Origin of the sequence: Streptomyces chrestomyceticus JCM 4735 (genome assembly GCF_003865135.1) — a bacterium.
Classification (GTDB): domain Bacteria; phylum Actinomycetota; class Actinomycetes; order Streptomycetales; family Streptomycetaceae; genus Streptomyces; species Streptomyces chrestomyceticus.
Genome location: NZ_BHZC01000001.1, coordinates 6,007,398 through 6,031,920 on the forward strand (window position 1 = coordinate 6,007,398; position 24,523 = coordinate 6,031,920).

17 protein-coding genes, 1 tRNA gene and 2 pseudogenes are annotated in these 24,523 nt (G+C 71.9%); 6 read left to right on the forward strand and 14 right to left on the reverse strand.

Annotation, left to right across the window (positions count from 1 at the left end; translation table 11 throughout):
• The first annotated feature begins 73 nt into the window (after positions 1 to 73).
• Both EJG53_RS26090 and EJG53_RS26095 read left to right on the forward strand, forming a co-directional pair.
• Positions 74 to 1,522: a sensor histidine kinase gene (locus EJG53_RS26090; protein ID WP_125046839.1), complete on the forward strand. Its 1,449-nt coding sequence runs from the start codon at positions 74 to 76 to the stop codon at positions 1,520 to 1,522.
• 269 nt (positions 1,523 to 1,791) lie between these two features.
• Positions 1,792 to 2,835, forward strand: coding sequence for a chitinase (locus EJG53_RS26095; RefSeq protein ID WP_125046841.1), 1,044 nt, complete (start codon positions 1,792 to 1,794; stop codon positions 2,833 to 2,835).
• Between the two features lie 78 nt (positions 2,836 to 2,913).
• Here the strand turns inward: EJG53_RS26095 and EJG53_RS26100 are convergent, their stop codons facing one another.
• From EJG53_RS26100 to EJG53_RS26115, 4 genes and pseudogenes are all read right to left on the reverse strand, one after another.
• Positions 2,914 to 4,368 (reverse strand): GH1 family beta-glucosidase, encoded by a 1,455-nt coding sequence (locus EJG53_RS26100; protein ID WP_125046843.1) that lies wholly within the window; start codon positions 4,366 to 4,368, stop codon positions 2,914 to 2,916.
• Positions 4,369 to 4,553: 185 nt separating this feature from the next.
• Positions 4,554 to 5,395, reverse strand: a pseudogene (locus tag EJG53_RS26105) (carbohydrate ABC transporter permease).
• A gap of 9 nt (positions 5,396 to 5,404) precedes the next feature.
• Positions 5,405 to 6,367 carry a carbohydrate ABC transporter permease gene (locus tag EJG53_RS26110; protein WP_125049605.1) on the reverse strand — a complete coding sequence of 321 codons (963 nt, stop codon included), beginning with the start codon at positions 6,365 to 6,367 and terminating at the stop codon, positions 5,405 to 5,407.
• Positions 6,368 to 6,412: 45 nt separating this feature from the next.
• Positions 6,413 to 7,744: an ABC transporter substrate-binding protein gene (locus tag EJG53_RS26115; RefSeq protein WP_125046845.1), complete on the reverse strand. Its 1,332-nt coding sequence runs from the start codon at positions 7,742 to 7,744 to the stop codon at positions 6,413 to 6,415.
• A gap of 190 nt (positions 7,745 to 7,934) precedes the next feature.
• Here EJG53_RS26115 and EJG53_RS26120 point away from each other — a divergent pair, with 190 nt between their 5' ends.
• Positions 7,935 to 9,119, forward strand: a complete 1,185-nt coding sequence (locus EJG53_RS26120) for a LacI family DNA-binding transcriptional regulator (protein ID WP_125046847.1) — start codon at positions 7,935 to 7,937, stop codon at positions 9,117 to 9,119.
• Positions 9,120 to 9,567: 448 nt separating this feature from the next.
• Here EJG53_RS26120 and EJG53_RS26125 read toward each other — a convergent pair whose 3' ends face one another.
• The 3 genes from EJG53_RS26125 to EJG53_RS42765 all read right to left on the reverse strand — a co-directional run bounded on the left by EJG53_RS26125 (position 9,568) and on the right by EJG53_RS42765 (position 13,762).
• Positions 9,568 to 11,025 (reverse strand): glycoside hydrolase family 6 protein, encoded by a 1,458-nt coding sequence (locus tag EJG53_RS26125; RefSeq protein WP_125046849.1) that lies wholly within the window; start codon positions 11,023 to 11,025, stop codon positions 9,568 to 9,570.
• A gap of 53 nt (positions 11,026 to 11,078) precedes the next feature.
• On the reverse strand, positions 11,079 to 12,377 hold the full coding sequence (locus tag EJG53_RS26130; protein WP_167515166.1) for a glycoside hydrolase family 5 protein: 1,299 nt from the start codon (positions 12,375 to 12,377) through the stop codon (positions 11,079 to 11,081).
• Positions 12,378 to 12,679: 302 nt separating this feature from the next.
• Complete coding sequence (locus tag EJG53_RS42765; RefSeq protein WP_244955346.1) at positions 12,680 to 13,762, reverse strand: AraC family transcriptional regulator; 1,083 nt, start codon at positions 13,760 to 13,762, stop codon at positions 12,680 to 12,682.
• A gap of 146 nt (positions 13,763 to 13,908) precedes the next feature.
• Between EJG53_RS42765 and EJG53_RS26145 the strand changes: the two genes are divergently transcribed.
• Complete coding sequence (locus EJG53_RS26145; RefSeq protein WP_125046851.1) at positions 13,909 to 14,559, forward strand: NAD(P)-dependent oxidoreductase; 651 nt, start codon at positions 13,909 to 13,911, stop codon at positions 14,557 to 14,559.
• Between the two features lie 219 nt (positions 14,560 to 14,778).
• On the opposite strand, the gene EJG53_RS26150 is transcribed toward EJG53_RS26145, so the two are convergent.
• The 4 genes and pseudogenes from EJG53_RS26150 to EJG53_RS26165 form a co-directional block, all read right to left on the reverse strand.
• Positions 14,779 to 14,854: transfer RNA gene (locus tag EJG53_RS26150), tRNA-His, on the reverse strand.
• A 108-nt stretch (positions 14,855 to 14,962) separates the two neighbouring features.
• Positions 14,963 to 15,570: pseudogene (orn, locus tag EJG53_RS26155) on the reverse strand (oligoribonuclease).
• Between the two features lie 5 nt (positions 15,571 to 15,575).
• The gene (locus EJG53_RS26160) at positions 15,576 to 17,069 is read right to left on the reverse strand and encodes a GlxA family transcriptional regulator (RefSeq protein ID WP_125046853.1); all 1,494 of its coding nucleotides are present in this window, start codon (positions 17,067 to 17,069) and stop codon (positions 15,576 to 15,578) included.
• 348 nt (positions 17,070 to 17,417) lie between these two features.
• Complete coding sequence (locus tag EJG53_RS26165) at positions 17,418 to 17,690, reverse strand: hypothetical protein (RefSeq protein ID WP_244955347.1); 273 nt, start codon at positions 17,688 to 17,690, stop codon at positions 17,418 to 17,420.
• Between the two features lie 421 nt (positions 17,691 to 18,111).
• On the opposite strand from EJG53_RS26165, the gene EJG53_RS26170 reads away from it, so the two are divergent.
• Positions 18,112 to 18,633, forward strand: coding sequence for a universal stress protein (locus EJG53_RS26170; protein ID WP_031004673.1), 522 nt, complete (start codon positions 18,112 to 18,114; stop codon positions 18,631 to 18,633).
• 657 nt (positions 18,634 to 19,290) lie between these two features.
• Here the strand turns inward: EJG53_RS26170 and glmS are convergent.
• Positions 19,291 to 21,120, reverse strand: coding sequence for a glutamine--fructose-6-phosphate transaminase (isomerizing) (glmS, locus tag EJG53_RS26175; protein ID WP_125046856.1), 1,830 nt, complete (start codon positions 21,118 to 21,120; stop codon positions 19,291 to 19,293).
• 71 nt (positions 21,121 to 21,191) lie between these two features.
• The gene (locus EJG53_RS26180) at positions 21,192 to 21,467 is read right to left on the reverse strand and encodes a hypothetical protein (protein WP_030018892.1); all 276 of its coding nucleotides are present in this window, start codon (positions 21,465 to 21,467) and stop codon (positions 21,192 to 21,194) included.
• Between the two features lie 203 nt (positions 21,468 to 21,670).
• Here EJG53_RS26180 and EJG53_RS26185 point away from each other — a divergent pair, with 203 nt between their 5' ends.
• Positions 21,671 to 23,284, forward strand: coding sequence for a beta-N-acetylhexosaminidase (locus EJG53_RS26185; protein WP_244955348.1), 1,614 nt, complete (start codon positions 21,671 to 21,673; stop codon positions 23,282 to 23,284).
• Between the two features lie 83 nt (positions 23,285 to 23,367).
• Here EJG53_RS26185 and EJG53_RS26190 read toward each other — a convergent pair whose 3' ends face one another.
• Positions 23,368 to 24,522 (reverse strand): acyl-CoA dehydrogenase family protein, encoded by a 1,155-nt coding sequence (locus EJG53_RS26190; protein ID WP_125046860.1) that lies wholly within the window; start codon positions 24,520 to 24,522, stop codon positions 23,368 to 23,370.
• Between the last annotated feature and the right edge of the window lies 1 nt (position 24,523).

The window sequence follows — 24,523 nt, forward strand, 5'->3', positions numbered from 1 at the left end:
GGGGAGCGTACGCGCCGGAGCCGCCGGCGCGCGCCACCGGACCCTTCCTGGCCCTTCCCCCGGAGCCGGCGCCGTGAGATGGGCCCTGGTCAAGGTGTGCCTGGCCGTCACCGCGATGGTCGTGGTGGCCTTCGCCGTACCGCTCGGGCTCGTCGTCAAGGAGATGGCCAAGGACCGCGCGTTCTCCAACGCCGAGCGGCAGGCCGCCACCATCGGGCCCGTCCTGGCCATCACCACCGACCACGCGCAACTGGAACGCGCCGTCGCCAGCACCGAGAGCGGCCCCCTGGGGCGCATCGGCGTCCACGTCCCGGCGGGCGCGAAGGGCGGCGAGCCGGCCGAGATCGGTTCCCGGCGGGCCAGACCCGCGGACGTCGATGCCGCGGTCGACCTCGGCCGCGCCTCCATCGCCCCGGTGCCCGGCGGCTCGGTGCTGCTCCAGCCCACCGCCGTGGCCTCCGGCATCGCGGTGGTCGAGGTGTACGTGCCGGACGCCGCGCTCACCAACGGCGTCACCACCTCGTGGGCGGTGCTGGCGGTGGTCGGCCTCGCGCTGGTCGTCGGCTCGGTCGCCGTCGCCGACCGCCTCGGCACCCGGATGGTGCGGCCCGCCGAACGGCTGGCCGGCGCCGCCCACGACCTGGGCAGGGGCAAGCTGGGCGTACGGGTACGGGAGGACGGCCCCAGGGAACTGCGCGCGGCGGCCGCCGCCTTCAACGCGATGGCGGACCAGGTCGTCCAGCTCCTGGCCAACGAACGCGAGCTGGCCGCCGACCTCTCGCACCGCCTGCGCACCCCGCTGACCGTGCTGCGGCTGAACGCCGCCTCGCTCGGCGAGGGCCCCGCGGCCGACCAGACCCGCGAGGCGGTCGCCCAACTGGAGCGCGAGGTCGACCAGATCATCCGTACCGCGCGGCAGCAGCGGGCGCACGCCCAGCAGGCGGCCGCGGCGGCCGGCTGCGACGCGGCCGAGGTGATCCGGGAGCGGATGGACTTCTGGTCGGCGCTCGCGGAGGACGAGGGGCGCACGGTGCGCGTCGCGGGCGTGGACCGGCCGGTACGCATCCCCGTCGCACGTCCCGACCTCGCCGCCGCGCTGGACGCGATGCTCGGCAACGTCTTCCGGCACACCCCCGAGGGCACCGCCTTCGCGGTGGACGTGCACAATGCCGAGGACGCGGTGATCGTGCTGGTCTCGGACGCCGGCCCGGGCATCGACGACCCGGACGCGGCCCTGCGCCGCGGCCACGGGGACGGCGGCGACGGGTCCACCGGGCTCGGCCTGGACATCGTGCGGCGGCTCGCGGAGACGACCGGCGGGGACGTCCGGATCGGCCGGTCCGTGCTGGGCGGGACCGAGGTACGGGTGTGGCTGGCGCTGGACGGCGTACGGCGGGCGCGTGCGGGGCGCCGCCGGCACACCGGGCACCGGCTGCGCCGACGGCTGGGACGGCGCCTCGGACGGTCGCGACGAGGGCGGCGGGCGGCGGGGCGTACGCAGGGCGGGGGCGGCGGGGAATGAACGTTTCGGTTCCGACCGGAGGCACGGTCGCGCGTTCACCTGGCCGGTCGCCGGTCACCGGTCTCCCGCCGGAACGGTTGCCGGGCTCCTCCCGTCGGGCCGGTTCGGCTCCGGTGCTTAACCGGTCCCTTTCGCTCCCTTAACGGCGCCATAAGGCTTCCGACTGTCGTACCGAAACCGGCATTTGTCCGTTTCCTGATCGCTAGCGTGCGGGACGCACCACAGCACCACAGCACCACCGTTCCCCATGACGAACAGGCAGGCACCACATGAGTTCCTCGGCACACCGCCGCCGCACGAGCCGCAAGGCCAGGCTGATCGGTACGGCAGCGGCGGCCGCGCTGGCGGCGGGCGGCGCCTTCGCCGTCGCCGGCTCCGCGCTGGCCACCAAGGCGCCGGAAGCCGATCCGGCGGTCAAGGCCGGCGGCGCCTTCTCCCCGTACGTCGACACGTCCCTGTACCCCGCGTACGACCTGGCCGGCACCGTGAGGCAGACCGGCGTGAAGACTTTCAACCTCGCCTTCGTCACCTCCGGAGGCGGCGGCTGCGAGCCCAAGTGGGGCGGCGCGGGCGGGCTGGGCGACGACGCGGTGGCCAAACAGATCCCGGCCCTGCGCAAGGCCGGCGGCGACGTACGGATCTCCTTCGGCGGCGCCAACGGCTCGGAGCTGGGGCTGGCCTGCAAGTCGGCGGGCGAACTCGCCGCCGCGTACGGCAAGGTCATCGACAAGTTCGCGCTCAAGAAGGCCGACTTCGACATCGAGGGCGGCGCGCTGCCGGACACCGCCGCCAACACCCGGCGCGCCCAGGCGATCGCGCAGCTCCAGAAGAAGCACCCGGGGCTGGAGGTCTCCTTCACGCTGCCGGTCATGCCCGAAGGGCTGACGCAGGACGGGCTGAACCTGATCGCCGACGCCAAGAAGAACGGCGTGCGGATCTCCGCCGTCAACATCATGGCGATGGACTACGGCGCTTCCTACGACCGCGACATGGGCAAGTACGCCATCCAGGCCGCCACGGCCACCCAGGCGCAGCTCAAGAAGACCCTCGGCCTCGGTGACGCGGCCGCCTGGAAGGCCGTCGCCGTGACGCCGATGATCGGCGTCAACGACGTACAGAAAGAGATCTTCACGGTCGAGGACGCCAAGGAACTGGTCAAGTTCGCTCAGGCCAAGCACCTCGGCTGGCTGTCGATGTGGTCCGCCACGCGCGACAAGGCATGCCCTGGCGGCCCGCAGAACTCCGCTCAGCCCACGTGCAGTTCCGTCGCCCAGAAGCCGCTCGACTTCACCAAGGCGCTCGGCGCGTACTGAAGCCGGCCGGGCGCGGCACCGAGCCACACCCCCGGGCGGGACACAGCGGCCACCCCCCGCCGCTGTGTCCCGCCGCCCTCATGAGGCGGTCACATCGCTGCTCAGGGCCGGCAGTTCGCCGGTGCGCGCCACGTCCGCGTACCAGTGGGCGCTCGACTTGGGCGTACGGGCCTGCGTCGTGAAGTCCACGTACACCGAGCCGAACCGCTTGCTGTAGCCGTACGCCCATTCGAAGTTGTCCATCAGCGACCACAGGAAGTAGCCGCGCAGGTCGGCGCCGTCGGTGAGCGCGCGGTGCACGGCGGCGAGGTGGCCGTGGACGTAGGCGATGCGCTCCGGGTCGTGCACCGCGCCCTCGGCGTCGGGCAGGTCGTCGTAGGCCGCGCCGTTCTCGGTGACGAACAGGGGCAGGCCGGGGGCCTCCCGGTGAAAGCGCATGAGCAGGTCGTAGAGGCCGGTCGGATCCACCGACCAGCCCATCGCCGTACGGTCGCCCGGCGGCTGGTGGAAAGCCACCCGGTCGGATCCCGGCCAGGGCGAACCGGCCCCGGCGCCGTGCCCGTCGTGCCGGGGCAGGGGGGCGTTGTCAGTGCCGCCTGATACCACTGTGGGTGTGTAGTAATTGATGCCCAGCGCGTCGAGGGGGTGCTTGATGACGGCGAGGTCGCCATCGCGGACGAAGGTCCAGTCGGTGATACGCGCGGTGTCCGCGAGGAGGTCCGCGGGGTATGCGCCGCGCAGCAGGGGCCCGGTGAAGATACGCGTCGCCAGTGCGTCGATCCGCCGCTGAGCCTCCAGGTCCCCGGGTGCGTCGGTGCGGGCCCGTACGGCCGCCGGGTTGAGGCTGATCATGACCCGGCCGCGGGCGGGCAGCGCGGCGCGCAGCGCCTGGGCGGCCAGCCCGTGCGCGAGGTTGAGGTGGTGCGCGGCGCGCAGGGCGGCCTCGGAATCGGTGCGGCCGGGTGCGTGCACCCCCGACCCGTAACCGAGGAACGCGCTGCACCACGGCTCGTTGAGGGTGGTCCACCACTCGACACGGTCGCCGAGGGCGTCCGCGACGATCGCCGCGTAGTCGGCGAAGCGCCGCGCGGTGTCCCGGTGCGGCCAGCCGCCTCCCGAGGCGGAGCCGCCGTGGATGTCGGCCTCCAACTCCTGCGGCAGGTCCCAGTGGTAGAGCGTGAGCACCGGCGTGATGCCGTGGGCGAGCAGGTCGTCGACGAGCCGGCGGTAGAAGTCGAGGCCGCGCTGCACGGCGGGGCCGCGGCCGGTCGGTTGCACCCGTGACCAGGAGACGGAGAAGCGGTAGGCACCGAGCCCGAGGGCGGACATCAGCTCCACGTCCTCGTGGCGCCGGTGGAAGTGGTCGACGGCGACGTCACCGGTGTCGCCCCCGGCGACCTTGCCGGGGGTGTGGCTGAAGGTGTCCCAGATCGACGGGGTGCGGCCGCCCTCCCGGGCGGCGCCCTCGACCTGATAGGCGGCGGTGGCCGCACCCCAGACGAAGCCGGGCGGAAAGCGGAGGGGGCAGGACATGGCGGTACTCCCGTTCACGAGGACGCGGCGCACGGCACGGGCCGTGCGGAGCGCGTGGCGCGAGTGGTGCAGGCGGTGCATGCGGTGCGGGCGGGCGGTGCGAGTGGTTCACGGGGACGGCCCGGCCCGTACGGCAGCACGTACGGACCGTACGGCCCCGGGGGAGCGGCGCGGCGGCCCATCGGTCAGCCCTTGACCGCGCCCTGCATGATCCCCCGACGATCTGCTTGCCGAACAGGACGAACGCGACGAGCAGCGGCAGCGTGCCGAGCAGCGCGCCCGCCATGATCACGGACTGGTCGGGGATGTAGCCGCGGCCGAGGCCGGTCAGCGCGACCTGCACGGTCGGGTTGCCGTTCTGCGTCAGCGCGATGATCGGCCAGAAGAAGTCGTTCCACGCCTGGACGAAGGTGAGCAGACCGAGCACCGCCATCGCGGGCCGGGCGGCCGGGAAGACGACGTGCCACACCACGCGCCAGCCGTTCGCCCCGTCCGTACGGGCCGCCTCGATCAGCTCGGTGGGCAGCGCCTGGAGCAGGTACTGCCGCATGAAGAAGACCCCGAAGGCGCTGACGAGGGTGGGCAGGATGACGGCCTGCAACTGGTCGGTCCACTCCAGCTCGGCGACGGTCATGAACAGCGGTACGACACTGAGCTGCGGCGGCACCATCATCGTGCCGATCACCAGCAACAGCAGCAGTTTCTTCGCCCGGAAGCGCAGCTTGGCGAAGGCGAACCCGGCGACGGTCGAGAAGACCACCGTGCCCGCCGCGATCGTCGTGGCCACCACCGTGGTGTTCAGCAGCGCCGCGCCCATGTTGGCGTCGGACCAGGCCGTACCGAGGTTCTTGAGCAGGTTCCCGCCGAACCAGAACGGCGGCGGCGTCTGGGCGAGCCGGGTGTTGTTGCGGGAGGCGGCGACGGCGGTCCACAGCAGCGGGAAGAGCGAGCCCGCGGTGAAGAGGATCAGCACCGCGTAGGTCACCTTCCCGCCGTGCAGGTGCCGGCCGGCGCGTCGGGCGGTCATGGCTCCTCCTCACTGGCTGGTGCGCAGCCGGCGGGCGATCAGCGCGTTGACCGCGGCGATCACCAGCAGGATCAGGAACATCGTCCAGGCGATGGCCGAGGCCCGGCCGAGATGGAGGTTCACCCACCCCTGCTCGTACAGGTACAGGCCCAGCGTCTGGTACTGGTGGTCGGCGCCGCCCGAGGCCCCGGCGCTCCCGCTGAACAGCAGCGGCTCGCCGAACAGTTGCGTGGCGCCGATCGTCGAGACCACGCAGGTGAACAGGATCGTCGGCCGCAGCGACGGCACCGTGACGTACCGGAACTGCTGCCACCGGGAGGCGCCGTCGAGCGCCGCCGACTCGTACAGGTCGTGCGGTATCGCCTGCATGGCGGCCAGGTAGATCAGCGCGTTGTACCCCGTCCACCGCCAGACGACGATCGTGGAGACCGCCAGCTTGGCGCTCCAGGACCCGTTCTCCCAGTCGACGCCGTCCGCGCCGACCGTGCTCAGCAGCCAGTTGACCAGCCCGTAGTCGCGCCCGAAGAGCAGCACGAACACCAGCGTCGCGGCGGCCACCGAGGTGGCGTACGGCGTGAGCAGCGCCACCCGGAAGAACATCGAGCCGCGCAGCCGGTAGTTGAGCAGGTGCGCGAGGCCCAGCGCCATCAGCAGTTGCGGCACGGTCGAGAGGACACCGATGACGAACGTGTTCCCGAGGGCGTTCCAGAAGAAGTCGTCGCCGAGCAGCCGGGTGAAGTTGCGCAGCCCGGCCCACTCCATGTCGGTGGGCGCGGTCAGCTCCACACGGTGCAGTGCGGCCCACCCCGTGTAGAGGAGGGGGAAGAGCCCGAAGGCGGCGAAGAAGAGGAAGAACGGGGCGATGTAGAGGTACGGGCTCCAGCGCAGGTCCCGCCGATAGCGGCGGCTGCGGCGCTCCCGCGCGCGGACGGCGGCGGGGCTTTCGGGGGAGGGCGGCGTCCGGCCGTGCACGGCGGCGGGGCGGTCGGGGGAACGGGTCGTCGGGCCGTCCACGGCTCACTGGTCCAGCGCGTTGTCGATCGACTCGACCGCCGCCCGCCAGCCCTGCTCGGGGGTCTTGCCCTGCTGGTCGACCTGGAGTACTCCCACATCGGTGATGTTCTGGTTGACGGTGAGGTCCTTCGGGCCGAGGACCTGGTCGGGGATGCCCTCGGCCGCCGCGGCGAAGATCTTGCCGATCGGCGCGTCCCCGAAGTACGGATGCTTGGCCCCGGACACCGCGGGCAGCCCGTACGCCGCCCGGGCGCTGGGGAAGCTGGCCTGCTTCGTGAACAGTTTCGCCTGCTGCTCGGGCGCGGTCAGCCAGGCCGCCAGCTTGACCGCCTCGCTCTTGTGCCGGCCCGCTTCCGGTACGGCGAGGAACGAACCGCCCCAGTTCCCGGGCTTGGGCGCGGCGGCCACGTCCCACTTGTCGCGGCCCTGGTCCCCGGACTTCTCCTTGATGTAGCCGAGCATCCACGGCGGGCAGGAGACCGTCGCGAAGCGCCCGTTGGCGTACGCCTGGTCCCAGGACTTCTGGAACTGCTGGAGCCGGGCGGTCAGTTTGCCGGTCGCCGCCCGCATCGCCGCGTCCCACGCCTGCCGTACGGACGGGCTGTCCTTGTAGACCAGCTTGCCGTCGCGGTCGTAATAACGTTCGGCGCTGCTGGAGATCACCGCGTTGTAGACACCGGAGGCGGAGTCCACGAAGGACGTACCCGCCGGAGCCTTGTCCTTGAAGCGCTCGCCGACGTCGAGGTACTTCCCCCAGCCGCCCGCCCAGAGCTTGGCCACCGCGTCGCGGTCGGTCGGCAGTCCGGCCTTGGCGAAGAGGTCCTTGCGGTAGCAGATCGCCATCGGCCCGATGTCCGTGCCCAGGCCGACGGTCTTGCCGCTCGCGTTGGTCGCTTGCGCCCACTTCCAGGGGATGAAGTCGGCCTTCCGTACACCCGGCGCCTTCGAGAGGTCGACGAGCTTGCCCGCCTGGGTGGCGGTGACCTCGGCGATGTTGTTGACCTCGACGGCCTGGACGTCGGCGAGCCCGCTGCCGGTGCTCAGGTGGGTGAGCAGTTGCGGGTAGTAGTTCTCGTTCCGTTCGATCGAGGTCTCTTTGATCGTGATGTCCGGGTGCAGCTTCATGTACGCGTCGTAGAGACCGGCCTGCTTGTAGCCGAAGACGCCGAAGACGCCGACCGTCAGGGTGGTCTTCTTGGCGGCGGCTCCCGAGGAGTCCCGCGCGGCGGGAGTGTCGCTGTCCTCGGCGCAGCCGCCGAGCAGTGCGGCCCCGAGCGCGGCGGCGGCCGCGAGGGCCACCGCCCGCCGACGGGGGCCGCGGATCGTCGTTCGCATGGCGTCTCCTCCTGGTGCCCTGCAGACCGTGCGTGCGGGATGTGGGGTGTCCAGTACTGTGGGAGCGCTCCCAGTCGTGATGAGGTGAAGGGTCGCCGTTCCCGGGTACGCATGTCAAGGGCGTGCGCGCCAACACCCGCCGGACGGTTCGTTGTTGAATGTACGGCCAGGACGGCAGGCGGAGGCGGCGATGGCACCAGTCGGACGGCGCGGGGGCGGCAGGCCCACCCTCGAAGAGGTCGCCGCGCGCGCGGGCGTCGGCCGCGGCACGGTCTCCCGCGTGATCAACGGCTCCCCCCGGGTCAGCGAACGGACCCGCTCCCTGGTGCAGCAGGCCGTCGCCGACCTCGGCTACGTACCCGACCGCGCCGCCCGCGCCCTGGCCGGCCACCGCGCCGACACGGTCGCCCTGGTCGTACCGGAAGCCGAGACCCGGCTCTTCGCCGAGCCCTACTTCTCCGGCATCCTGCGCGGCGTCAGCGCCGGACTGGCCGACCACGACATGCAGTTGCTGCTCACCCTGATCCGTACGTCCAAGGAGCGGCGCCGCTTCGCCGACTACCTCGCCGCGCACCGCGTCGACGGTGTCCTGCTGGTCTCCGTGCACGGCGACGACCCGCTGCCCGACCTGCTGGGCCGGATGGCGATCCCGACCGTCCTGAACGGCCGCCGCACCGCCGGGGAAACCGTTCCGTACGTGGACTCCGACAACACCGGCGGCGCGCAGAGCGCCCTGGAGCACCTCATCGGCCGCGGCCGCCGCCAGGTCGCCACCATCACCGGGCCGCCCGACATGTACGTGGCCCACTGCCGCCTCGACGGCTACCGCCAGGCCGTACGCGCCGCCGGCCACCCCGAGGACGACGCCCTCGTCGCCCGCGGCGACTTCACCGAGGAGGGCGGCCGGCGCGCCCTGCGCGAACTGCTCGCCCGCCGCCCCGCCCTGGACGCCGTCTTCTGCGCCTCGGACGTGATGGCCGCGGGCGCCCGCCGGGAACTGCGTACGGCGGGCCGCCGCATCCCGGACGACGTGGCCCTGGTCGGCTTCGACGACTCCGCCATCGCCCGGCACATGGACCCACCGCTCACCAGCGTCCGCCAGCCGATCGAGGAGATGGGGCGGGCGATGGCGGGGTTGCTGATGGAGCTGATCACTGGGGGAGGGGAGGGTGGGGGGTTGGAGGTGCGGGATGCGGTGGGGGCGACCGGGGCGGTCGAGTCGGCCGGGGCGGCGGGGGCGGTGGGCCGGACCGGGTCGGCGGGCCCGGCCGGAGCGGCCGGATCGGCAGGCCCGGAAGGCCCGACCAGCCAGGTTGCCCCGGCCGGGCGTCATCTGGTGCTCCCGACGGAGCTGGTGCGGCGGGAGTCTTCCTGAGCAGTGCGAGGGACCGGCCGGCCCGCGGGGGCCGGCCCTCGGGGCGGCTCCGAACTTCGGTCCCCCGTCCCAGGATCGGGGCGCCATCCCGTCCAGGGCCGCAGCCCCCGAAGGCGCAGGCCGGGCCGAAGCCGCACTCTCCGGGGCCGAAGCTTGACCCGGGCCGAAGCCTGACCCGGCCCGGAGTCTCCTCCGGGCCGGAGCCCCAGCCCGGGCCGGAGCCCCAGCCCGGGCCGGAGCCCCAGCCCGGGCCTGCGCCCCGCCCCCGAGGCGTACACCCAGCCCCGGAGGAGACGTCCGAGCCCGGGCCTCGCTCCCCGGACATCGCCCCCAGCTCCCGGAGCCCGCGACCTACCTCCCGGACGCCGCGCCCCACTTTCCCCCCAGGGCCTCGGTGCCCTCCCCCTGGGGCAGGCCCCGCCCCCACCTCCTGGGACTGGCCCCGCCCCTAAACCGCCGGATGCGCGTTCTTCAGCAACTCCCGGAACTGCGCCGGGAACCAGTGCCCGGACAGCGGCGCGTCCGGCAGGGCGCCCGACCGGTGGTAGTTGTTGCGCGGATTGCCCTCGTACGACGGGTCGCACATCCGGTCGAAGCCCTTGCCCTCGTCGTTCGGGACGGCCGAGCTGGAGCCGTCCGACTCACCCGGCGCCTTCATCCACACGTACGCGTCGACGCCCGTCGCCGGAGCCGTCCGAGGGCGCTCGCCCAGCCCCGCCCCCGCCTGGTTGCACCAGTTGCCGACATGCAGCCTGCGGTCGTAGCGGCCCGCGTCGACGTACGCGTCCACACTCGTCCGCGGCCCGGGGCCGGAGGGCCGCGCGCTGCCGCCCCAGCCGTTGCGCGAGGTGTCGATCAGCATGCCCACGTCCGGGCGGAACCCGGCCCGCACCGCCTCCTGCCGGAACGCCTGGGCGAACGACAGCTCGTCGGTGTAGCGGTTCCAGTCCACCCACTTCGACTCCCGTACCGACCGGCCCGCCACGTTGTCGCCCAGGGCGAAGTTCTCCTCCTTGAGCGCGCTGTAGTTGGCGGTGTTCGTGATGAAGCCGTGCACCTTGTCGACCGTGCTGCCCTCGGTCGTGGCGGCCTGGTGCAGCAGTCGCGCCGACGCGCCGAAGTTGTCGTCCCAGCCGATCCAGCCGTGGTGCCCGGCGTCCACGTAGTTGTAGACGTTCGGGACCGCGCCGAGCTTGTTGAGCGCGTACCCGACGCCCTTGACGTAGTTGCCGTTGGCGAGCATGGCGTCGCACTGCGGCGTGGCGGTGGCCCGCCCGCCCGTGTTGGTGACGAGGTTGGGCAGCGAGTCGATCTCCACGGTGGTCACGATCCGCAGCGACGCGTACTTCGGGTCGGCCAGGACGGCCGCGATGGGGTCGATGTAGCGGCTCTTGTACGCGTCGATCTCCGTCGGCCCCAGTTCGCCGTTGGAGGCGAGCGCCGAGCAGTCCCGGCCCGGCAGGTTGTAGATGACCAGTTGGACGACGAGCGGCCGGCCCGCCGCCTGCCGTAAGGCGGTGTCCAGGTGGCCGCGCAGGCCCATCGAGCCACCGGTGCCGTTGATGGCCGCGATGCGGTCGAGCCAGACGCCGGTCGGCTGACCGGCGACTTTGGCGCCGCCCGGCTCGGCCGCCGCCTTCGCCGCCCATTCCGGGTTCACGTAGACGCCCGCGCCCGCGTACGGATTGTCGACGCGGGCGGCGGCCGGTACGGCGTGTGCGGTGCCCCGGAGGACATCGGCGGTTCCGGCGGCGGCCAGCAGCGCGCAGGCCGCGAGCGCGACGGCGCGGGTGCGGCGCCGGGCGGCGCGGGTGCGGTTCCGTACGGCGCGGCGCTGACCGTGCTGGTGCTCGCGTTCGTGCTCGTGGCCGCGTTCGGAGGAAAGGTGCTCGGTGGAATGTCTCATGAGCGGGTCGTCCTTTCTCGGTACGGGATCCAGTACGTGTCTCGGCCCCGGACTCACGCCGGGTTCAGGGCGCGCAGGTGATCACGCAGCCCCACGCCGTACGCGGTGGGCGTGCCGGCGTAGTCGCGGATGAGGGCCGGTCCGGCGGCGCAGTCCCAGGTGTTCCAGGTCCAGCCCAGGTACGACGCCCGGCGCCCGTCCAGCCACCGCATGACGCGGTCGGTGAAGGCGTGGGCGCAGGTGTTCTCGCCGATCTCGCCGGTGACGAGCGGCACCCGGTCGGCGACCGGCCCCACCGTCCGGGACCAGCAGCTCTCGTCGGCGCAGGCGTTGAAGTTGTACGCGTGCCAGGCGGCCGCGAGATTGCCCGCCGGGTCCTTCGGCGCGTACGCGGCCCACCGGCTGAGGTCGTTGGCGTACGCGAGACCGCCCACCAGGACCGGGTTGCGGGCGCCGGTGGCCCGTACGGCGTCCACCAGGGTCTGCATCCCGGCGACCTCGTAGCCGATGCCGGGGCAGGTGCCGCCGTCCCGCCAGCAGGCCCAGGCCCGTTCGGTGTCCGGGGTCGCGCGGTCCGGGTACGGCTCGTTGAACAGGTCGAACACGACCTCGGGCGCGTTCTTGAAGGTGCCGGCGACCGAGGACCAGAAGGCGGGGGAGTGGCGCCGGTCCGGCATGGGTTTCTGGCAGCTCGCGTGTTCGTCGGCGCAGCCGGCCGAGGGGCCGGTGTAGCGGCCGTGGCTCCAGTGCAGTTCGAGGACCGGCGTCAGGCCGTGGGCCGTCAGCCGCCGTACGTAGTCGCGTACGGCCGAGGTGTAGGCGGCGCCCGCGTACCGGGGGTCGATGTTGGGCGTGCCCAGCCAGCACTCCTCGTTGAGCGGGACGCGGACGGTGTTGGCGCCCCACCCCGCGATGGCCGCGACGGACGCGTCGTCCACCGGGCCGTCGAAGATCCCGCGGCCCTGTACGCACGAGAACTCGGCGCCGGAACGGTTCACCCCGAGCAGGCGGCGCGGGGTGCCGGCGCGGTCGACGAAACGATTCTCCTCGACGCGCAGTTGCGGCGGCGCGGCCCGGGATGCGACGGGCGCGGGGGAGACGGCGGAGGGAACGGCTGCGGCCGGGGCGGATGAGACGGCCGGTGCGGCCACGGTGGCCGGGGTGGCCGAAGCCGCCAGGACCGCCGAGTCAGCCGGGGCGGCCGGGGTGGCCGGCGCGGCCCAAGCCGCCAGGACCGCCGAGTCAGCCGAGGTGGCTGGGGCGGCTGGGGTGCCCCATGCGGTCGGGGACGCCCCCGCTAGAGCGAGTGCTGCGGTCACCGCCAGCGCGTACAGGCGTAACGGTCTGCGCATGAGCGACTCCTCGGGTCGTCCGCGGGCACGGCGGCCCGCAGCGGATGGAATCGCTCCCACTGGTTGCCCGGAGAGTAGTCCCAACTCGCGCAGTTTCACAGCAGAGTTGTGTAAATCTCGCCACAGGGGTCCGTGTCAGACGCGTGTCGCTTCCCTCTTGACGGCCCGCTCGCCCGCCCCAATCCTTGGGAGCGCTCCCACTGGTTTCCGTCGGACGACCCGGCGCGCGCCTTTCCGGCGCGCCCGGCCCCGCTGCACCCGCACACTGCTCCCCGCTCGCCGCACCCCCGCACGCCGCGGCCTCACGCCGGGCCGCGTACCTCCGTACGGAAGGAGATCGGCGTACTGCCCGTACGGTGCTGGAAGAACTTGGCGAAGTTCGCGGCGTCGGCGAAGCCGAGGCGTACGGCGATCCGGGCGGCGGTCTGGTCACCGTGGGCCAGCAGCCGCTTGGCCTCCAGCACCACGCGACGGTCGATGAACTCCTTCGCGCCCACGCCGGTGGCGGCGGCGGTCGCGCGGGAGAGGGTACGGGGTGAGTAGCCGAGCGCCCGCGCGTAGTCCTCGACGCGGCGGCTGCGGGTGAAGCCGCGCTCCACCGCGTCGCGGAAGCGGAGGAAGGTCTCGCTCGCCTCGCAGACACCGCCGCCGTGGTCCCCGCCGTCCGCCGCACGGCCGTCCCGCGCCCCCGGACTCCGCGCGCCCTCTTCCCGCGCTCCCGGGCCTCGTACGCCCCTGCCCCGCGCCCCCCGATTCCGTACGCCGGTCCCCTCCGGTACGCCATCCCCGCCCCACACACCCCGGCCCCACGCGCCCTCGTCCCGCGCCCCTTCGTCACGTACGGACAGCCGGGCGGCCCGCAGGACCAGTACGGCCAGCAGATGCCGCAGCACCTCGATGTGCGTCTCCAGGGGCAGGCCGCGCAGCGCCCCGAATTCCTGGTGGAGGTGGCGCAGGGCGCTTTCGACCGCCTGCGCCTCCTCGCCCTCCGGCCGGTGCGCTGCGGGACCGAACCAGTCCTCCAGCCGGGCCGCGGCCGCCGTCACCGGGTCGAGGAAGCCGGATTCGAACAGCACCAGCCGCCCTTCGGCCCCGGACAAATCGCCGAAGTGGTGAACCTGCCCCGGACGTACCCACATCCAGTCATTCGCCGACAGCTCATACTTTCGGAAGTCCACGGTGTGCCGGAGATGCCCGCTGTCCACCACCAGGAGATGGTGGAAGTCCGGGCGGTGCGGTACCGCTAGGGCGCAGGCGTCGGCACGGTCGCGCAGCTCGGCGAGGGTCAGCACCTCCACCCCGGCGGGCCGCCCGGCCGGCGCGGTGAAGGGGACTTCCGGGATGCTCTCCCCGGCGTCCTGAGGAGCGTGTCGGTTTTTCACCATCGATGGTCCCGTGCCTACCCCGGTATGTCGTGTTCGCGCCCCTAGCGTAGAAGACGTCAGCGCGGCTGATGACGGAAAACGGAAAGCCAGACCCGAGTCAGACCCGAACCGGACCAGGCCCCGGCAGGGGCACAGGGAGTACCGACATGTCCAAGATCGCCATTTTCGGAGCCAACGGCACCATCGGCAGCCGCGTCCTCGACGAGGCGCTGCGCCGCGGCCACCAGGTCACCGCGGTCGTCCGCGACCCCGCGAAGATCACCAAGACCGACCCGAACCTGACCGTCACCACCGGCGACATCCTCGACCCGGCCTCCGTGGCGGCCGTGGCCCAGGGCCAGGACGTCGTGGTCAGCGCGGTGGGCGGCGGCGACGGCCCGGGTCACATCGCGACGATCAAGCCCTCGGCCGAGTCCCTGGTCGCGGGTCTGCGCACGCTCGGCGAGGCCGCGCCCCGGCTGATCTCCGTGGGCGGCGCCGGCTCGCTCCGTACGCCGGACGGCAAGCAGGTCTGGGACGCGGATGGCCTGCCGGAGTTCCTGCTCCAGATCATGCACGCGCACGGCGACGCGCTGGACTTCTACCGCACCGTCTCGGACGTGCGCTGGACCAACGTGAGCCCGGCCGCCCTGATCGAGCCCGGCGAGCGGACCGGTGCCTACCGCACCGCCCTGGACGACCTGGTCGCCGACGCGGAGGGTGTCAGCCGGATCTCCGCCGAGGACTACGCCGTCGCCCTCCTGGACGAGATCGAGAAGCCGCAGCACATCGGGGAGCGCTTCACCGTCGGCTACTGAGCCTGCGACCCGCCGGGCCGCCGGGCCACCGGGTCACCGAGCCCGCGAGCTGCCGAGCCACCGGACCACCGCTACGAAGGCCACCCGCCCCACAGGTGTGTCAGCGGTCACACTCACCAGCTCCCCGGGGAGGGCCCCCGGACCCGCCCCGGCCCCAGGCCCCCACCCCCACCAACGACTAGGGCCCCCGGACGCTTTCACGTCCGGGGCCCTACTCGTTGGGGTGAGTAACGGGACTTGAACCCGCGACATCCTGGACCACAACCAGGTGCTCTACCAGCTGAGCTATACCCACCATGACCGGTGCTGTGTGGTGTCTTGTTCCCCACCGGCTGAGAAAAAGTGTACAGGGTCTGGAGGGGTGCTCGCTCCCGGCTTTGGGTCAGGCCGGGAGCGAGCTGCGTCACTCCGGGTCCGCGGGCAGGACGTGCCTGGCCGCGATCTCCTTCGCGGTGTCCGAGTCCGGGCCGGGCTGCGGCACGAAGACCGCCTCCCGGTAGTAGCGGAGTTCCGCGATGGATTCACGGATGTCCGCCAGCGCCCGGTGGTTCCCGTTCTTCTCCGGACTGTTGAAGTACGCCCTCGGGTACCAGCGCCGGGCCAGTTCCTTCACGGACGACACATCCACGATCCGGTAGTGCAGGTGGCTCTCCAGCTCCGGCATGTCGCGGAGCAGGAAGCCCCGGTCGGTGCCGACGGAATTGCCGCACAGCGGTGCCCGGCCGGGTTCCGGTACGTGCTGCTTGAGGTACTGGAGCACCTGTTCCTGTGCGTCCTCCAGTGTGGTGCCACTGTCCAGCTCGGCCAGCAGCCCGGAGGAGGTGTGCATCTGGCGCACGACCTCGGGCATGGTGGTCAGGGCCTCGGCCGGGGGCGGATCACGATGTCCACCCCGTCGCCCAGGACATTCAGCTCCGAGTCGGTGACCAGGGCGGCCACCTCGATGAGCGCGTCGTTCGCCAGCGAGAGCCCGGTCATCTCGCAGTCGATCCACACCATGCGATCGTTCATACGCCTCACCCTACGGGGCGCTCCCGCTGACTGGGCAGCACCGGTCGGCCGGCCGGCCGACCGGCGGGCTGTTCCGGAAGCCGTGGCGCGTAGGCGTCGGATTCCGGTTTGCCCGGCTCTGTCGGCGCGAGCGCGGTGGCCTGGCTGTGCACCGGCTGGTTGTGGCCCGCCGTACTGTGCCCCGGCTGGCCGCCCGACCCGTGCCCGCCCGGACCGCCGTGCCCCCCGTGCGAACCCTGGGGGTGCCCGCCCGGACCGTGCCCGCTCTGGGGGTGGCCCTGCGTGTGCCCGCCCGGACCGAGTCCCCCTTGGGAATGCGTCGCCTGGCTGTGCGACGTCTGCCCGTGGTGCAGCGGTCCGTGGCCTCCCGGCAGGTGGCCCGCCGCGGCCGCGGCGAACCGGTCCGCACCGGCACCGGGGCGCTCACCGCGCTCCGGCCGGTCCGACCGGGCGGCCTGCTCGGGCACCCCGTTCTGCGGCCTGCGCGCGCGGTACGCCGCGCGGTAGGCCGCGGGTGAGGCACCCAACTGCCGCCGGAAGTGGCCGCGCAGGGCGACCGGCGACCGGAAGCCGCAGCGTCCGGCGACCTCGTCCACGGAGTAGTCCGAGGTCTCCAGCAGCCGCTGCGCCTGGAGGACGCGCTGGGTGATCAGCCACTGCAGCGGAGCGCTCCCGGTCAGGGACCGGAAACGGCGGTCGAAGGTGCGGCGGCTCATGTAGGCGCGGGCCGCCAGCGTCTCCACGTCGAACTGCTCGTGGAGGTGCTCCAGCGCCCAGGCCACGACCTCGGCGAGCGGGTCCGCACCGATCTCCTCGGGTAACGACCTGTCCAGGTACCTCTGGTGCCCCAGGTCCGACGCGGTGCGCCGGGGCGGGACCACCAGCCGCCGGGCGAGCGCGTTGGCCGCGTCCGCCCCGTGGTCGGTACGGACGATGTGCAGGCACAGGTCGATGCCGGCGGCGGTCCCCGCGGAGGTCAGCACGTCGCCGTCGTCGACGAAGAGCTCGCGGGGGTCCACATGGACGGACGGATAACGCTTGGCGAGCGTCGGCGCGTACATCCAGTGGGTGGTCGCGGGCCTGCCGTCGAGGAGCCCTGCGGCGGCGAGCACGAAGGCTCCCGTGCAGAGCCCGACGATGCGGGCCCCTTCTTCGTGTGCCCGGCGCAGCGCGTCCAGCGCGGCCGGTGGTGGTGCCTGTGTGATGGACCGCCAGGCCGGAACGACGACGGTGCCCGCGCGGGCGATCGCCTCCAGCCCGTAGGGGGCCGACAGTTCGAGCCCCCCGGTGGTGCGCAAAGGCGCATCTTCGCCCGCGCACACAAGTAGTCGGTACCGCGGAACACCCGCGTCCTGGCGGTCGATGCCGAAGACCGAGAGCGGAATGGAGCTCTCGAAAATCGGGCCGCCACTGAAGAGGAGCACCGCGACTATTTCGCGGCGTCGTCGGGCGGCGAGCTTGCGTGCGGCATCTGGTACGGCAGCGGAGTCCTGGCTCATGGCACTTAAGCCCCCCTCGGTCGTCTCGCCCTCTCGGTCCTGCACTGTTCCCCCGCCGTGATTGCCAAGATCGAATCTACTGCGTCCCGTGAGGATGGAGTGCCAAGTTCACCACCCGCTCGTATGTCGATATGGCAACTTGGCGCGAAGCATTCGATCACGAAGCGTTCCACTCGTCGGGCCTGCTGGGAAGTACGCCTCTCGCCTCTGCCCGTAAGCCGTAGGGCGCAACCACGCCCCGCGGTCCTTTCCTCGCAGCTCAGGCCCGGGTTACGGGTCGCTTTTGCCAAGGGATGCACTCGGGCACGAAGTTGGCCGAAAACGAACCTGGGCAGGCTTGCGGGCGCGTCATTCCTCCGGCGTACGCCCCTCGGAACGGCGCCCTCCCCGGTGGGCTCCGGTCCCGGTACGGCTGTGCCGGCCGCGGTGCGGGGCGATCTCGTCGGCCGACGGACGGGCCGCGGTGCGCTCGGACTGGCGCAGCAGGGCCCGGCAGGCACAGGTCACCGTCGCCAGTCCCACGGCGGTGCCGAGCGCCCCGGCGGCGGACGCGCCGCACAGGACGAGGACGAGGGGCACCACGGCACAACTGAACGCCGCCCAGCGCACGAGATCGCTCACTGGATCGGCTGATGTGTTCGAAGGACCGGGCACGGCGTACTCCCTCCAGGCAGGCTGGTACTACAACGGCTGTGGGGGTCCATGGGTCACCGCGATGGGTACGTACGGGGGCAGGCCGGGGCATTGCCATCCGGCCCACGCTCCGGCATGCTCCGGGGAATGTTCGAGCGGTACTCCGCCCGTGTGGCCGCGGGGGGCCGCACCCGCATCAGGGGTCCGCCGTCCGCGCGGGGCTCTGGGCAGCGGGGGGCTGGCGCCGTACTCTTGGGGTAAGGCATTGGGAAGATGATTCCCGGTCGTGTTGTTCCCCTTTGAACTACAGGGCTGACCTCTCGATCAAGCCAGCTCAGTCAACTGCCGGATCAAGTCAATCGCCGCTCCCCGTCCGCCCCTCCGCAAGGACCTCCTTCGCCGAGACACCATGGCCGGTCACGAAATCCCCGAACCCGCGGACCGCAAGCAGGTCGCCGATCCGACGGCGGACCTCCAAGCGGCGGATCAGACACGTCACTCCTGCGATCCCGCCTTCCGGCACGGTGTCGTCGTCGGCTTCGACGGATCGACGTCGAGCGAGCGGGCGTTGGCGTATGCAATCGGTATGGCACGGCGCTCCGGCTCCGGCCTGATCATCGTCCATGTGGCCAACCGGCTGCCCACGACGGTCTGGGCGGGCTGTGAGCCCCCGGTCTTCGTGGACGTGCCGGACCACCGTACGGAAGTGCTGGGGCTGGAGCTCGCCTGCGCCGACCACCTCGCGGAGATCCCGTGGGTCCTCGTGGAGCGCGGCGGCGACATCTGCCACGAGCTCGAAGAGGTCGGTCACGAGTACGAGGCCGACGCGATCGTGGTCGGCTCGACGCACGGCATCGTGGGCCGGATCTTCGGCTCGGTCGCGGGACGGCTGGCCCGGCGGGCGCAGCGGCCCGTGGTCGTCATTCCCTGACGATTCCCTGACGGCCGCTTCCCCGACCGGCTCTCCGCCCGGCACCGGACACCGTGCTCCTGACGCACCGTAATCCCCTGGGGCGTGAGGTGAGGGAGCGTCACCAGCGCCCCGTAGCCGCGCAGTCGGCATATTTACTGGCCCGTAGAGGTGGAATGCGCGGTGCCAGGGGGTAGAAAACCGATCAAGAGGGCGCGAACGGAGCGTGAACGGCCGGGACGGCCGGACGCGGCCGGCGCGGCTCCCGGGGCGCGCGGGCTCCCCGGCGGACGGGGCGGGTCCGCCGCCCGGCTCTCCGGCCGTCAACAGCGTGCTGCCGCCCGGGAGGTGACGGTTCCCGGGCAGGCGGCCACCGCCGGCGTAAGGGCGACGCCGGCAACAGGGGAGGCGGGGCCCGCGCGTCTGGTGGCACGCGCGGGGCCCCGCCCCCCGCCCCCGAAAAGCGGAGCGTCCGGGGCACGGGCGGCCCCCCGTAGGCCGCCCGTCCCCCGGACGGACACCCGCGGCCGCGAGGTGGACAGGACCTCACGGCCACGGGCGGTCATTCACCGGCGGGCGGTCACTCACCGGGCCGGGCCCCGGAGCGGGCCCCGGCCGGTTCCCCTGGGCGGTCACCCGCCCAAGGGCGACACCCAGTACGGCCCCGCCCCCGGCCGACTACTCGACCGTGACGGACTTCGCCAGGTTGCGCGGCTTGTCGATGTCCCGGCCCATGGCCAGCGCCACGTGGTAGGCTAGGAGCTGGAGCGGGATGCCCATCAGGATCGGGTCCAGCTCGTTCTCGTTCTTCGGCACGACGATGGTGTGGTCGGCCTTGTCCTGCTTCTGGTGCGCGACGGCCAGGATGCGGCCGCTGCGGGCCTTGATCTCCTCCATCGCGGCGCGGTTCTTCTCCAGCAGGTCGTCGTCCGGGACGATCGCCACGGTCGGCATGGCCGGCTCGATGAGCGCCAGCGGACCGTGCTTGAGCTCGGACGCCGGGTACGCCTCGGCGTGGATGTAGGAGATCTCCTTGAGCTTGAGCGACGCCTCACGGGCGACCGGGTAGCCGCGCACCCGGCCGATGAACATCATCGACCTGGCCTCGGCGTACTCCGCCGCCAGCTTCTTGACCTCGTCCTCCATCGCCAGGATCTCCTGGATCTGGCCGGGCAGCTTGCGCAGGCCCTCGATGATCCGCTTGCCGTCGGCGACGGACAGGTCGCGGATGCGGCCCAGGTGCAGCGCCAGCAGCCCGAAGGCGACCACGGTGTTGGTGAAGCACTTGGTGGAGACCACGCAGACCTCGGGGCCCGCGTGCACGTACACGCCGCCGTGGGTCTCCCGCGCGATCGCCGAGCCGACCACGTTCACCACGCCCAGGACGCGCGCGCCCTTGCGCTTGAGCTCCTGCACGGCCGCCAGCACGTCGTAGGTCTCGCCGGACTGGGAGACCGCGATGTAGAGGGTGTCGGGGTCCACGACCGGGTTGCGGTAGCGGAACTCGGAGGCCGGCTCGGCGTCCGAGGGGATACGGGCCAGCTCCTCGATCATCTGCGCGCCGATCTGGCCCGCGTGGTACGAGGTGCCGCAGCCCAGGATCTTCACCCGGCGGATGGCGCGCGCCTCGCGCGGGTCCAGGTTCAGCCCGCCCAGGTGCACGGTGGAGAAGCGGTCGTCGATCCGCCCGCGCAGCACGCGGTCGACGGCGTCGGCCTGCTCGCTGATCTCCTTGTGCATGTACGTGTCGTGGCCGCCCATGTCGTACGACTCGGCCTCCCACTCCACGGTGGTCGGCTGGGCGGAGGTGTGCGAGCCCTCGGTGGTGTACGTGCGGTAGTCGTCGGCCTTGATGGTGGCCATCTCACCGTCGTCGAGGGTGACGACCTGGCGGGTGTGCGAGACCAGCGCGGCGACGTCGGAGGAGACGAACATCTCCTTCTCGCCGATGCCCAGGACGACCGGCGAGCCGTTGCGGGCGACGACGATGCGCTCGGGGAAGTCGGCGTGCAGCACGGCGATGCCGTACGTGCCCTCGATGACCCGCAGGGCCTCGCGGACCTGCTCCTCCAGGGTCGGCGCCTGGGAGCGGCCGATCAGGTGGGCGAGCACCTCGGTGTCGGTCTCGGAGAGGAACTCGGCGCCGTCGGCGGTGAGCTTGGCGCGCAGCTCGTCGGCGTTGTCGATGATGCCGTTGTGGACGACGGCGACCTTGCCCTCGGTGTCCACGTGCGGGTGGGCGTTCTCGTCGGTCGGCGCGCCGTGGGTGGCCCAGCGGGTGTGCGCGATGCCGGCGGTGCCCGCGAAGCGCTTCGGCAGGCGGGACTCCAGCTCGCGGACGCGGCCCTTGGCCTTGGCGGTCTTCAGGCCGCCGGGGGTCTTGCCGGTGCCCTTGGCGTGGATGGCGATACCGGCGGAGTCGTACCCGCGGTACTCCAGGCGCTGCAGTCCTTCGAGGAGCAGGGGAGCCACGTCCCGCTTACCGATGTAGCCGACGATCCCGCACATGTGGTGACCCTCCCGGTCAGGCAGTTGGACAGTGGCGCACGTTGCGGCGCGCGCCGGGGTGCTCGGCCGGTTCAGCCGTAGACGAGGCGGCGCAGTTGGCGCGCCGAGAGCTCGGGCGGGCGGACCGCGCGGTGCGGCAGCTCCTGGCCGATGCGTTCGAAGATCGCCTCGTTGCGCAGTCCCTGCGACTGCAGTTCCCGGTGGCGTCTGCGGACGTAGTCCTCGGTCGTCTCGTCGAAGTACGCGAGGACGTCGAGCACCACCCGGGCGGCCTCACCGCGTTGGAGCGGTGTGCTGCGCACCAGGTGGTCGACGAGGTCCTCATGGGGCGAACGGCGATCGAGCACCCGATGAATACTGATGGGTCGGATCGGGTTACGCAAGAAATCTGCCCGATATCGGGCAAGCGACACGCCGAATGGCCCCAGAGGCGGTGTCCACCTTGACCACTAGGAGGGCGCGCGGTACTCAATGTTGACGTTCGGTTGCTCCATGCCACGTACGACGTCCACGCACGGCCCTGCACGATGAGCCCAGCGAAGGGAATCTCGTGAGACGAAGCAGACTGTTCTGCTCGCTGCTGCTGGTGGCGGCGACCGGCCTGTCGACGGCCGGGGCGCAGTCCGCCGCGGCCGACCGCGGCAGCCCGTCCGCCCGCCACGCCAAGCCGATAGCCCTCGACCAGGTCATCCCGGCGCCCGCCTCGGTCAAACCGGGCAAGGATCCGTACACGATCGGTCACCGGACGCAGATCCGCGTACCCGGCGCGTCGGGCGAGGTCCGGCGGGTGGCCGGCTATCTGGCGGACGTCCTGCGCCCGTCCACCGGCTACCCGCTGCCGGTCACCGGCAAGGACGGCCGGGACGGCATCGTGCTGCGCCTGGACGGCAAGGACACCAAGGCGCTCGGCGCCGAGGGCTACCGCCTCACCTCCACCCGGCACGCGGTGACGATCACCGCCGCCCGGCCCGCCGGCCTCTTCCACGGCGTGCAGACCCTGCGCCAGCTCCTGCCGCCGTCCGTCGAGAAGCGCAGCGAGCAGCACGGCCTCTGGAAGGTCGCCGGCGGCACCATCTCCGACACCCCGCGGTACGGATACCGCGGCGGGATGATCGATGTGTCCCGGCACTTCTTCACGGTCGATCAGTTGAAGCGTTACATCGATCAGCTTGCGCTGTACAAGTACAACAAGCTGCATCTGCACCTCACCGACGATCAGGGCTGGCGGCTCCAGATCAACTCCTGGCCGCGGCTCGCCACCTACGGCGGCAGCACCCAGGTCGGCGGCGGCCCCGGCGGCTACTACACCAAGGCCCAGTACCGCGAGATCCTGCGGTACGCCGCCAGCCGCTACCTGGAGGTCATCCCCGAGATCGACACCCCGGGACACACCCAGGCCGCGCTGGCCTCGTACGCGAAGCTGAACTGCAACGGCGTCGCGCCGCCCATCTACACGGGCGTCGAGGTCGGTTTCAGCTCGCTGTGCGTGCCCAAGAAGGTGACGTACGAGTTCCTGGACGACGTCTTCCGTGAGGTCGCGGCGCTGACCCCCGGCCCGTACCTGCACATCGGCGGCGACGAGGCGTACTCCACCAGCCACGCCGACTACATGACCTTCATGAACAAGGCCCAGCCGCTGGTGACCAAGCACAAGAAGAGGGTCATAGGGTGGCACCAGATGACCGCCGTCACGCCCGCCAAGGGCGCCGCGGTGCAGTACTGGGGCTACGACAAGACCCCCGCCAAGGAGCGGGAGCAGGTCGCGGCGGCCGCCCGGAAGGGCGCCGGGCTCATCCTGTCGCCGGCCGACCGGTCCTACCTCGACATGAAGTACACCAAGGACACCAAGCTCGGTAAGGCGTGGGCCGGGTACGTCGAGGTCCAGCGGTCCTACGACTGGGACCCCGCGACGTATCTGAAGGGCGCGCCGCAGAAATCGATCATGGGCGTCGAAGCGCCCATCTGGACGGAGACCCTCTCCACCGATCAGCACCTCGACTACATGACCTTCCCGAGGCTGCCCGGCATCGCCGAGCTGGGCTGGTCGCCGAGGTCCACCCACGACTGGGACACCTACAAACACCGGCTAGCCTCCCAGGCTCCCCGCTGGGAGGCCATGGGCTTCGACTACTACCGGTCCCCGCAGGTGCCGTGGCGCAAGTGAGCTGACGGCGGTGACGACAGCGGGGCGGGACCGGAGCACCGGTCCCGCCCTGTGCCGTACGGCTGCCCGTACGGAACGCCGCCCTACACGCCCAGCTCGCGCGCGATCAGCAGCCGCTGCACCTCGCTCGTCCCCTCGCCGATCTCCAGGATCTTGGAGTCACGCCACATCCGGGCGACCGGGTACTCGTTCATGAAGCCGTAGCCGCCGTGGATCTGGGTGGCCTCGCGGGCGTTGTCCACCGCGATCTCGGAGGAGTACAGCTTGGCGAGGGCGGCCTCCTTCTTGAAGGGCTCGCCGTGCACCAGGCGCGACGCGGCGTCCCGCCAGGCCAGCCGGGAGGTGTGGGCGCGCATCTCCATGTCGGCCAGCTTGAACTGGATCGCCTGGTTGTGGCCGATCGGCCGGCCGAAGGCGTGCCGGTCCTTGGCGTACCGGACGGACTCGTCCACACAGCCCTGCGCGAGACCGGTGGCCAGCGCCGCGATGGCGATCCGGCCCTCGTCCAGGATGCGCAGGAACTGGGCGTAGCCGCGGCCTTCCGCACCGACCAGGTTGGCCGCCGGGACCCGTACGTCGGAGAAGGACAGCTCACGGGTGTCCGAGGCGTTCCAGCCGACCTTGGAGTACGGGGCGCCGACGGAGAAGCCCGGGGTGCCGGACGGCACGATGATCGAGGAGATCAGCGGGCTGCCGTCGTCCTTGCGGCCGGTGACGGCGGTGACCGTGACCAGGCCGGTGATGTCCGTACCGGAGTTGGTGATGAAGCACTTGCTGCCGTTGATCACCCACTCGTCGCCCTCCCGGACCGCGGTGGTCCGGGTGGCGCCCGCGTCCGAGCCGCCGTCCGGCTCGGTCAGGCCGAAGGCGCCCAGCACCTCACCCGTGCACATCCGGGGCAGCCACTCGCGCTTCTGCTCCTCGGTGCCGAAGTGGTAGATCGGCATGGCGCCGAGCGAGACGGCCGCCTCCAGGGTGATCGCCACGGACGAGTCGACCCGGGCCAGCTCCTCCAGGGCGATGCCGAGGGCGAGGTAGTCGCCGCCCATGCCGCCGTACTCCTCGGGGAAGGGCAGACCGAACAGGCCCATCCGGCCCATGTCCCGCACGATCTCGTACGGGAACTCGTGCTGCTCGTAGAACTCGCCGATCTTGGGCGCGACGACGTCGTGTGCGAACGCCTCGACCGTGCGCCGCAGCTCTTCGAGTTCGGGGGACAGGCGGTGGTCCAGGGACATC